Source organism: Bacteroides sp. CAG:189 (assembly GCF_000432295.1).
GTDB classification, from domain to species: domain Bacteria; phylum Bacteroidota; class Bacteroidia; order Bacteroidales; family Bacteroidaceae; genus Bacteroides; species Bacteroides salyersiae.
Genome location: NZ_HF991019.1, coordinates 10,131 through 20,493 on the forward strand (window position 1 = coordinate 10,131; position 10,363 = coordinate 20,493).

The window sequence follows — 10,363 nt, forward strand, 5'->3', positions numbered from 1 at the left end:
TCCTGCTGACCGGAACGGACCAATAACGGGCGGTAAACCTCTATACCATTGACGTATACCATATTTTCGTCGAAACTTCCTCCACGAACATTGTATTGTGAACTAAGTTCATTGTTCGAACTTACTCCGGCTTGTGTGGCAATGATCGATTCTATATTTCCCCCCGAAGCATCCGGCATCCACTTGTTTGCTTTCATGTCTATTTGTTGCACGGTGTTGGTTTGCCGGCGACTTTCGGTAATCGTTACCTGGTCGAGTTCGTATCCTAATGCCGGCAACATCATGTTTATGCTGATATTTCCCTGTGGATTTACTAAAGTGCGTTTCCGCGTGTTATATCCGATCATGGAATATATCACTGTTACCGTGTCTCTGGAAGTAAACTTGAGCGAGTATTTACCTTTTAGATTGCTGACCGTACCGATGGCCGTTCCCTCTATACGTACGGTAGCCAGTTCGATCGGTTCTCCGTTATCGTCTGTAATGATGCCTCCGATTTTGACTTGTTGTGCCAAAGCGGGAAAGGTAAACAGTAAAAGCAGGTATATAATTGAGAGACGATTGTTCATATCCTTATTATCATCACTTGGCGTACTTTTCCGTATGGGAAAGTATCGCTTATTGAGTAATAACGAAAAAATCGTCTTAAACGTATATCTTGGTAAATAAATTATTCAGCCATGGCCATCGGAAACGGAACCAACGACGTGTACTACTCTGTTTTCCACCGAAACGAAGAACAAAGTCACGATACCCATGTTTTCTGAAGGGTAAACCTACATCCATAAATTCCAAATGCCGGAATCCGCGTTCGTATGCATCTTTCAAGGCCATCCATACGGCCAATATACCGGGGTATTGCAGTGCATATGTTTTTCGCATTCCTCCCGAAAACCATAAGTAGGCGTTGTCTCCCGAATAAATGCAGGACGAACCGCCGATGATCTTGTCCTTATAGCGTACGATGAATATTTTTCCCTGTTCGCTACTTATCAGTCTTTTTTCCATGTGATAGAAGAACTCGATATTTGGAAAATGTTTGCGGATGTGTGATGAATATATTTTGTACAGCATACGCGAGAATTCCTCAATTTCTTCTATCGAGTGTGCTTCTTCTACTTTTGCTCCGTTTTTGAGTCCCTTTTTTATCTGTCGGATACGTGAGGGGCTGATACGCTCTTCTACCGAATGCTGGCTATGCAAGGAGTTACGTACCCGTAGCCAGTTGATGGGAAAATATCCGTTGGCACGAAAATATTTATATCCGAATAATGCATTGTCGAGATTACGGAATTCGATCATAAAAGAGTCTCGTAAAACTTCTGTGGTGAGGTGCTCCAACATTTCGCCGAATATGGTTTCCTTGTCAGTATCTTCATCCGAGAGGTATTCTCCCGTGCCGTATACTTCACAACGGCGGACGATAGAAGGAGGAAAGAGCTTTTTATTGGTACGGATGCCGGCCAGTAACCGGGCGATGGGTTTGCCGTTTTCTGTTGCTACGATGAATACAGGCTTATATCCCGGGGTTGCTTCATAGATCAGAAACAACTCCTTGGAGTGAAATGTATTTTTTCCCGGTAAGTCGGGAATTTCGCTCCCGCGGTAATATGTAGTAAGCTTTAGGGGCATCTTGTGGCAAATTTACATCTTTTATTTATCTTTTCAACAAGAAAAGGGATTGTTTTGTTGCAACATGTGATAGATGTTTGCTACATTTGTCATAACATTTAGATGTCGAATAAGAATATGGTAGAAGAAATTATTGCTTTTAACAAGCAGTTTGTAGAGAGCAAGGGATACGAAAAATATATAACCAATAAATATCCCGATAAGAAGCTTGCCATTCTTTCCTGTATGGATACCCGTTTGACAGAATTACTTCCTGCCGCTCTGGGTCTCAGAAATGGCGATGCAAAGATAATAAAAAATGCCGGTGCCGTTATTTCCCATCCTTTCGGCAGTGTGATCCGTAGTTTGTTGGTTGCTATATACGAGCTTGGTGTAGAAGATATTATGGTTATCGCCCATTCTGATTGCGGGGCTCATCACATGGATAGCAATGAGATTCTTGAACGGATGAAAACTCGTGGTATCCGGGAAGATCTGATTGAGATGATACGCTTCTGTGGTGTTGATTTTGATTCCTGGCTCGGTGGTTTCGATGATACGCGGAAGTCGGTAAGTGAAACTGTTGATTCTATTATACATCATCCTTTGATACCGTCAGATGTACATGTTCATGGTTTTATTATCGACTCACTGACCGGAGAACTAACGCAGGTTGTATAAAAAAAGGCAGAGCCTTATCGCCTGCCTTTATCTTTTTACGGTTATATACTTTTTTTGACTGGTGCACCCGTTTGTAACAAATAGGGTGACCGTGTCTCTCTATTTCCGCCTCGCGGCTGGCTTTCCGATTCACTTTAATGTAATCGTCTTGTGTTATTCGCTTTTTCATAACGATTGTTTTTTGTCAATACAAAGGTAATGATAAAAAATGAGATGTGATACGATTTGAAGAGGAATGCGTTCTAATTTACACCTTTCGCACCTTTTCACCTTTTTGAATCGTTTTATTTATTGGTGATACGGGGTGAAGGTCCTTATACTATGTCTTGTGGTTAATATAGGATCTTGCTTCTTTGAGTACTATATTTAGTGGCTTTTATATTAATATAATGGATAAGAGTATTGCTCCACCTTGTATTATTCATTAATAGGGAGATATAGAGAAAATAGCGGATGTGTTGAAGAAGGATGAAATGGTGGTGATATGTTATTATTATTGCTGTATTTGGCAAGAGTCTCTTTCTTGATCCTGTGCTTTCTTTCAGTTTTTATATGTATCTTTGCACTTGCTTTTATTAAGAATTATAGAAAGCAGAAATAGTATGGAAAATTTTAGTGAATTGATAAAGAACCGCCGTAGTATGCGGAAATTTACGGAGGAAGAACTTTCTCAGGAGCAGGTGGTAACTTTGTTGAAGGCTGCTTTGATGTCGCCTACTTCCAAGCGTAGCAATAGCTGGCAGTTTATTGCCGTGGATGATAAAGAGATATTAAAGCAATTGGCACATTGTAAAGAGCAGGCTTCTTCGTTTATTGCCGATGCTGCATTGGCTATAGTTGTTACCGCTGATCCGTTGGCAAGCGATGTCTGGATTGAAGATGCTTCGATCGCTTCCATTCTGATTCAGCTCCAGGCGGAAGATTTAGGATTGGGTAGTTGCTGGGTGCAGGTTCGTGAACGTCAGGCTGCCAATGGTATGCCTTCGGATGAATTTGTACGTGAAGTCTTGGATATTCCTTTGCAACTTCAGGTTCTTTCCATCATCGCCATTGGGCATAAAGGTATGGAACGCAAGCCTTTCAACGAGGACCATCTGCAATGGGAAAAAATTCATATCAATAAATTCGGAGGGAAATAACCGTGAGTGCTGCCAAAGCTAACAATAACAAGGATACTTATAAAGCGACTGCCGTCACCTTGATTGTGATAGGAGTACTTTATCTCGTAGATAAACTGATACATTTTTCTGCCATTGGATTGTCTTGGGTGATGAATAAAGATAATTTCTTGCTTTATACAGCGGTTATTTTCTTGTTTCTCAAACATGATAAATCCGTCGGACTTGTGCTGATAGGGCTTTGGCTTGTGATGAATATCGGCCTGATAGTGGCGTTGTTAGGCACTATGTCTGCTTATCTGCTGCCTTTGGCATTATTGATAATCGGCGGAATATTATATTTGATTTCAACACGATGAAAAGAAGTATAGAAGACACCCCAATTGTATTTATCGGTGCCGGAAACCTGGCGACAAACTTAGCGAAAGCTTTATATCGCAAGGGCTTTCGCATTGTGCAGATATACAGTCGCACGGAAGAATCTGCCCGTAACCTGGCTGAAAAAGTGGAAGCGGAATTCACTACCGATCTGGGAGATATAAATCCGTATGCTCGCCTTTATATTGTGTCGTTGAAAGATTCTGCTTTTACAGAACTGCTACCTGGTATTGTGGCCGGAAAAAGAAAGGAATCTTTGCTGGTACATACTGCCGGGAGTCTTCCGATGAGTGTCTGGGAAGGGTATGCGGAACATTATGGCGTATTCTATCCTATGCAGACGTTCAGTAAGCAGCGTGAAGTCGATTTCCGGGAAATTCCTTTCTTTATCGAAGCATCCACACCCGAAGATACGGAACTCTTGAAAGCGGTTGCCGCTACTTTGTCCGAGCGCGTTTATGAAGCAGACTCCGAACAGCGTAAAAGTCTTCATCTGGCGGCTGTTTTCACTTGTAACTTTACCAATCATATGTATGCTTTGGCGGCTGATTTGTTGGAAAAATATCATCTTCCGTTTGATGTCATGTTGCCTTTGATTGATGAAACGGCCCGTAAAGTCCATGAATTGAAACCCAAAGCCGCCCAGACAGGACCAGCCATACGGTATGATGAGAATGTTATCAACAATCATCTCGGTATGCTTTCGGACGATGTTGAAATGCAACGGCTTTATGAGTTGATCAGCCGCAGTATTTTCAATCGTAAATCATAAATTGTTTAATTGTAAAATCTATTTTCTAGTGAGTACAATCAACTATGATCTTAAAAAGATAAAGGCTCTGGCTTTTGATGTGGATGGAGTTTTGAGCGCTGATATGATTCCCTTACATATTTCGGGAGAGCCGATGCGTACGGTGAACATAAAGGATGGTTATGCGCTTCAACTGGCTGTAAAGCAGGGATTACACGTTGCCATTATTACAGGTGGCCGGACGGAAGCCGTTCGTATCCGCTTTTCTGCACTTGGAATAACCGATTTGTATATGGGCTCTGCCGTGAAGATACATGATTATCGTGATTTTCGTGAGAAATACGGCCTTTCGGATGAGGAGATATTGTATATGGGAGATGATATACCCGATATTGAAGTGTTGCGGGAATGTGGTTTGCCGTGTTGTCCTAAAGACGCTGCTCCTGAAGTAAAGGCTGTTGTCAAATACATTTCTCATGCTGCCGGTGGTTATGGTTGCGGGCGTGATGTGGTTGAACAAGTGCTGAAAGTGCATGGTAAATGGATGTCCGATGATGCTTTCGGATGGTAGGGGGACGATTAGAAAATTAATAATTAAAAAGAGGGATGTATCGATAATTGGTACACGATGAGATTATGCTTGATAATTTAAAGAAATTCAATATTGTACTCGCTTCTAATTCTCCCCGTAGAAAAGAGTTAATGTCTGGTTTGGGAGTCGATTATGTGGTAAAGACACTTCCCGATGTTGATGAATCCTATCCGGATACATTGCAGGGGGAGGAAATACCGGCTTATATCTCTCGTGAAAAAGCGGAGGCCTATCAATCTATGATTGAACCGGATGAACTGCTTATCACGGCTGATACTATCGTATGGATGAATGGAGAAGTACTTGGTAAACCGAAGGATAGGGAAGATGCAATACGTATGTTGCGTAAACTTTCCGGTGCTTCTCATCAGGTGATTACAGGGGTTTGTTTGACAACAAAAGGGTGGCAAAATAGTTTTACGGTCACAACGGATGTGACATTTGCTGTATTGTCAGAAGAGGAAATTGTCTATTATGTCGATAAGTATTCTCCAATGGATAAAGCCGGTGCTTATGGAGTACAAGAGTGGATTGGCTTTATCGGAGTAGAATCGATTTCGGGTAGTTATTATAATGTGATGGGGCTACCGGTACAGAAGTTGTACAGAGAATTGATTAAGCTCTGATTTTTTTAATGGATGTTATAAATAATAAAAAAGGATATCGCTTAGCAATATCCTTTTTTATTATCAGAATTGTATTTTAATTTCTGGGTAATGCTTCTTTCACTACCATCGGACGGCCTGCATATTCTGCACCGTTTAATTCAGAGATAGCGTTTTTAGCTTCTGATGTTTCCGGCATTTCGATAAAAGCGAAACCTTTTGATCTTCTTGTCTCACGATCAGTGATGATCTTTACAGATTCTACTGTTCCATACTCTTCCATTACTTGTCTCAAATCTGATTCCTTAACATTATAGCTAAGGTTTCCAACATACATATTCATAAATGTAAATATAAAAAAATTAATAATGCAATAAAAAAGTTTTGAGAAAAGGTGATCAGAATGGAAATACTCAATGTAGATAACTGAGGAGATACATATGTGAAAGCAAATCGTTATAAACCTCTTATTGTTTCATGCTACAAAGAAACACATTTTTATTGGAACTGCATTATATATCTATTCTTTTTATCATAATAATATCCTTTTTTGTGAATAAAGGTCGTAAATTAACAGATTGCTTATGATAAAATAAATAAAGGCTACCGAATGTTCAAAAGATAATAAGCCTGTTTAAATTTTCCTCTCAAAATAATACTGAGCAAAATTTAAACAGGCTTTAAAGAACGGTAACCCTTATGACTTTGATGTATAGCTTGGCTTTAATATAGTAAATCCAACATTAATGGAATGTCGTCTTCTGCAATTCCTTTTTGGATGAGATAGTTTCTGTCTTTATTGAACATTTCTAAAAAGATATCTTTGGTTCCGCTCATTTCCTTAGACCGGCTATAAAAACTGACTGCTTTTTCAATATCACCCGATACCCATTCCACGTGTCCGGCGTTGAGATAATCCATTGGAAGTGGCTTTTTATCTATAACCTTATTATAATAGTTTGTTGCTTGTTCATGTTTTCCGATAACAAATGAACACCAGGCAATTCCCCGCCATGCTTTGATACAGTCGCTTTCCATAAAATCGAGTTTGAAGAAGTAGTTCAAAGCTTCCTCATATTGCTGCAGTTCGGCCAGGCAACTGCCTATGTGGAATACGATGCTATGGTTCTCGGGAGTAGTTTCTTCTGCTTTCCGATAATACTCTAATGCTTTGCTGAAGTTGCGTGCGAGGCGGTAGCAAATGGCCAGGTGGCGATTGGTCCATATATTATCCGGTTTGATGGTGTCTGCCTTTTGATAAGCCTCAAGAGCTTCATCCAGTCTTTTTTGTTTTTGAAAAGCATATCCCAATTTCTGGTAGAATTCGGCTTGTGTACTTAGTGGACCGTTCATCCGTTCTATCTCTTTATAAAGCTCGGTAGTTTCCGCCCAATGCTCCTTTTTTAGATGGTAGTCGGCTATTGTGGCCAATGTGCCTTCCTGATACAGGATATCTTTTAGAATGGATATCTTGTGTAATTCTATTTTCTCTTTAAAGATATCCCTGAACTCATTTCTTCTGGTATTTAGTTTGAAAAAACGATACAAGTCGTGCAGGTATTGATTGCTGACGGTAGCAGGGCGTTCTGAGAACTTTTTTAATGTTTCAGCCTTTGACTGTTCGGCAAATTCTTCGGCCTGTTGCTCGGTGAGCTGGCTGAATATCATGTCTCGCTGTGATTGGGGAAATTGCAGCATAGTGAAGAAAAGCGAATATTTGTCGCTGCTACAGAAGAATCCCGACTGTAGGAGCAGATCCATCATTGTATTTTTCTGATGGCCGTCTTTTCTCATTGTTTTAATAACATCCGACTGCTGTTTGTCAAAAGGGTAAAACCAGTTATGCGGTTCTTTGAAGAAAGGAAAATTCTTCAAGGGAGCAAATGTACTCATATATACATCCGCTCCTTCCATTTGCAATTCGTTCATTTCACGAAGCTTATCACCTAATGCCGAATGTTCGAAAACGTTTTCCCAATCCGGGTTACGATCGTCTTTTTCTTCGTCCGATTCTTCAAAGCCGAATTTCATATTGCGCATGGAAGACACATTTTTCAGCATTTCCGGGATAATCTCTTCCCGCATTTTTTTATCTATCTTTTCCGTTTCTTGACACAACAGGAGTTGACGGTATATGCGTACAAGGTCTTCATCGAATGAATTTTCTTCATTGAGAAGCTTCAGGCGATTGGCAATTTCCGGATATAAATCCAGACGGTGGGTGTGGATATGGAGCGCGAAAACAATGCCTATTAATGCCCGTTGACTGACATATACGTTGCCATGTTGGTATGCATCCAATAGCCACATTAATTTACGCAGGTCAAAACATTCCATTAGGCTTAACATTACGGCGCTTGTAAACAAGCATAAATCATTTACCGGAATTAATTCAGATTTCAGCATGCCTTGTGCGTCGGCTTCATCTTCGGTTGTCCAGTAGCTGTTGGACCATGTTTGCAGGAACATGAATTTCTGGGTATCTTCGTGTCGCTTCAATACGGCATCTATGTTGCTGTCCGACAATAACCCGCTGACTGCCAAATCGTCGTTGAATGATTCCAGTATGTGCATCAATACATTGGTGTTATAGGCTGCCAGGTCCTGGGTGCGTTTTTTGCGGACGTCATGGTAATAGCGTGTGGAGATATCATCGAGTTGTAGCAGGCGTGCCTGGTCGGCAATCTCCCATGTGTCACTTAGTAGTTTTATGTACAATTTTTTCCGTTCGGGATCGGCTATACCTTGTTTCATGTATTGCAGCATAAAGTTATAAGAGGTTTGTAGCTGCTCCAAGCGGTTACGAAGCTCCCAATCGGGGCATTGCCAAAGGAAAGACTCTAATTGTGTCAGTGCTTCCTTTAACCGTTTCTGTTCGATTAATTCTACGATGTATTTATATTGCTCATTGATAGTTCGTTCATTCATAATTTCAAGGTATTTGTACTGTTATTCTATATAGTAAAACAAAAATGATGCCAAAAGGGCGGTCTTTTAATATTTATTATAAAGTGTTTGTGAGCTTTGGGTGAGATTACCGTTTGGCGTGTCTGTTGGCGGAAGTGTTCATTGTCCGGGGAAGAAAAGTAGTATCTATCAGATTCTCCCCTTGATAGTTGTCGGGGATTTTATTTTTATTTCTCAGCCATTTTATCGTTTGGCGAATGTCTTGTTCGTCCGGGCGTTTGGCCGGAGTATAAGACGGTAATAAGATAAGTTTAGCTATATAATCGGGTATTCCGGCAGCTTCGGTCAATAAGAGGTTCAGTTCTTTTGGCGAACATGCTTGTATGTGCTTGACTCCCAGATTATATCCTTTGATCAATGCGGTAATTTCTTTTCTTTTCTCTTTGAGAGCAGTTTCGGTGAAAGCAGTTCCGGTAAGGTGGATGTTTAGTTCCCGGGTGCTTATCAATGATTTGTTCCCATTTTTCATTGCTATGGTGGCAAAAGGATCGGGTAGGAAAGTGGCTTCAATCTGCCCGTATTGCAGCATGTTGAGACGTAGTGGTATCTGTGCAATTTCCGGTTTGTTTATTTCCCCGGATTTTATTCCATATTTCTCGCAAAGTAAGTCAGTTGCGTAATCGATCACCGTGCCACGAGAGATGGCGATATTTTTTTCTTTTAATTCATCAAATTGATTTATAGGATTTTGTCTGTTTGTTATGAAGCAGAAATAACCCTGAGTTGCCATGATAACGGAGCCCCCCGGATGATGTACTTGCAGCAATGCGATGCTGGGGTAGTCGGTTATGGTGCCGTCGATCTTTCCGGTAAGGAAGGCGGCATCCCGGTCGTAGGGCGAATCGAACTGTACAAGATTTACTTTTAATCCTAATGAATCATAAATACCCGATTTTTGGGCCACAATGAAGGGAAAAACATCCATTGTGGGCATTATTCCCAAAGAAAGGGGATGGAGCTCGACCGGCATGGCGATTGCTTTTTCGTTTCTGCTATTGCAAGCGGAAATGAAAAAAGCAAGTATACTGAGTAATAATAATGGATTTCTCATTGCTTATATGAAAAGAAAGGCAACCCTTTCTGATTAAAAGAGCTGCCTTTTTATCGCGTCAAAGATGTGCTTTGAGGATTATTCTTCGATAGCAGCAATACCCGGAAGAACTTTTCCTTCGATTGCTTCAAGTAATGCACCGCCACCGGTAGAAACGTATGATACGCCATTAGCCAATCCGAACTTGTTGACACAAGCTACAGAGTCACCACCGCCAACGAGCGAGAAAGCACCGTTCTTGGTTGCTTCAACAATGGCTTCGCCTACTGTGCGTGAGCCGTGAGTGAAGTTTTCGAATTCGAATACTCCTGTAGGACCGTTCCAAAGGATTGTTTTGGAATTCTTGATAACTTCTGCAAACATTTCTTCTGATTTCGGACCGATGTCAAGACCTTCCCATCCGTCAGGGATTTCATTTACGGCACAGAACTTCGTGTTAGCATCGTTAGAGAAAGAGTCTGCAATTTTGGCATCGACAGCCAATACTAAGTTGACACCTTTTTCTTTTGCTTTTTTCATCAGTTCCAAAGCCAGATCCAATTTATCATCTTCTACGATAGATAAACCGATATGACCGCCTTGAGCCTTTGTAAACGTATAAGTCATACC

13 protein-coding genes are annotated in these 10,363 nt (G+C 40.9%); 6 read left to right on the forward strand and 7 right to left on the reverse strand.

The genetic code is table 11. The annotated features are described in order from the left end of the window. Together QVP90_RS04115 and QVP90_RS04120 are read right to left on the reverse strand one after the other, a co-directional pair. Positions 1-569: carboxypeptidase-like regulatory domain-containing protein (locus QVP90_RS04115; protein ID WP_288203948.1), on the reverse strand; the 569-nt coding region annotated here is incomplete at its 3' end. Between the two features lie 76 nt (positions 570-645). Next, a complete protein-coding gene (locus QVP90_RS04120) occupies positions 646-1,632 on the reverse strand; it encodes a GNAT family N-acetyltransferase (protein ID WP_021935726.1) in 987 nt (328 codons plus the stop codon). A 117-nt stretch (positions 1,633-1,749) separates the two neighbouring features. Here QVP90_RS04120 and QVP90_RS04125 point away from each other — a divergent pair, with 117 nt between their 5' ends. Next, positions 1,750-2,292 (forward strand): beta-class carbonic anhydrase, encoded by a 543-nt coding sequence (locus QVP90_RS04125; RefSeq protein ID WP_005929799.1) that lies wholly within the window; start codon positions 1,750-1,752, stop codon positions 2,290-2,292. Here QVP90_RS04125 and QVP90_RS04130 read toward each other — a convergent pair. Further along, positions 2,252-2,461 (reverse strand): hypothetical protein, encoded by a 210-nt coding sequence (locus QVP90_RS04130; protein ID WP_005929802.1) that lies wholly within the window; start codon positions 2,459-2,461, stop codon positions 2,252-2,254. The genes QVP90_RS04125 and QVP90_RS04130 overlap by 41 nt on opposite strands. Positions 2,462-2,894: 433 nt before the next feature. On the opposite strand from QVP90_RS04130, the gene QVP90_RS04135 reads away from it, so the two are divergent. The 5 genes from QVP90_RS04135 to QVP90_RS04155 all read left to right on the forward strand — a co-directional run bounded on the left by QVP90_RS04135 (position 2,895) and on the right by QVP90_RS04155 (position 5,757). Beyond that, positions 2,895-3,431, forward strand: coding sequence for a nitroreductase family protein (locus tag QVP90_RS04135; protein WP_005929804.1), 537 nt, complete (start codon positions 2,895-2,897; stop codon positions 3,429-3,431). A 2-nt stretch (positions 3,432-3,433) separates the two neighbouring features. Continuing rightward, entirely contained in the window at positions 3,434-3,769 is a 336-nt protein-coding gene (locus QVP90_RS04140; RefSeq protein WP_007481534.1) for a hypothetical protein, read from the forward strand. Then, positions 3,766-4,560 carry a Rossmann-like and DUF2520 domain-containing protein gene (locus QVP90_RS04145; RefSeq protein WP_007481536.1) on the forward strand — a complete coding sequence of 265 codons (795 nt, stop codon included), beginning with the start codon at positions 3,766-3,768 and terminating at the stop codon, positions 4,558-4,560. The genes QVP90_RS04140 and QVP90_RS04145 overlap by 4 nt, the downstream gene beginning before the upstream one ends. 28 nt (positions 4,561-4,588) lie before the next feature. Next, positions 4,589-5,110 (forward strand): KdsC family phosphatase, encoded by a 522-nt coding sequence (locus QVP90_RS04150; RefSeq protein ID WP_005929813.1) that lies wholly within the window; start codon positions 4,589-4,591, stop codon positions 5,108-5,110. Between the two features lie 65 nt (positions 5,111-5,175). Then, a complete protein-coding gene (locus tag QVP90_RS04155) occupies positions 5,176-5,757 on the forward strand; it encodes a Maf-like protein (protein WP_005929816.1) in 582 nt (193 codons plus the stop codon). A gap of 76 nt (positions 5,758-5,833) precedes the next feature. Here the strand turns inward: QVP90_RS04155 and QVP90_RS04160 are convergent, their stop codons facing one another. The 4 genes from QVP90_RS04160 to pgk form a co-directional block, all read right to left on the reverse strand. Then, positions 5,834-6,079 carry an RNA recognition motif domain-containing protein gene (locus tag QVP90_RS04160; RefSeq protein WP_005929819.1) on the reverse strand — a complete coding sequence of 82 codons (246 nt, stop codon included), beginning with the start codon at positions 6,077-6,079 and terminating at the stop codon, positions 5,834-5,836. A 380-nt stretch (positions 6,080-6,459) separates the two neighbouring features. Further along, positions 6,460-8,664 (reverse strand): tetratricopeptide repeat protein, encoded by a 2,205-nt coding sequence (locus tag QVP90_RS04165; RefSeq protein WP_021935727.1) that lies wholly within the window; start codon positions 8,662-8,664, stop codon positions 6,460-6,462. Positions 8,665-8,770: 106 nt separating this feature from the next. Next, on the reverse strand, positions 8,771-9,754 hold the full coding sequence (locus QVP90_RS04170) for an ABC transporter substrate-binding protein (protein ID WP_172680712.1): 984 nt from the start codon (positions 9,752-9,754) through the stop codon (positions 8,771-8,773). A gap of 78 nt (positions 9,755-9,832) precedes the next feature. After that, positions 9,833-10,363 (reverse strand): phosphoglycerate kinase (gene pgk / locus QVP90_RS04175; protein ID WP_288203949.1); only part of this gene is annotated, 531 nt, incomplete at its 5' end.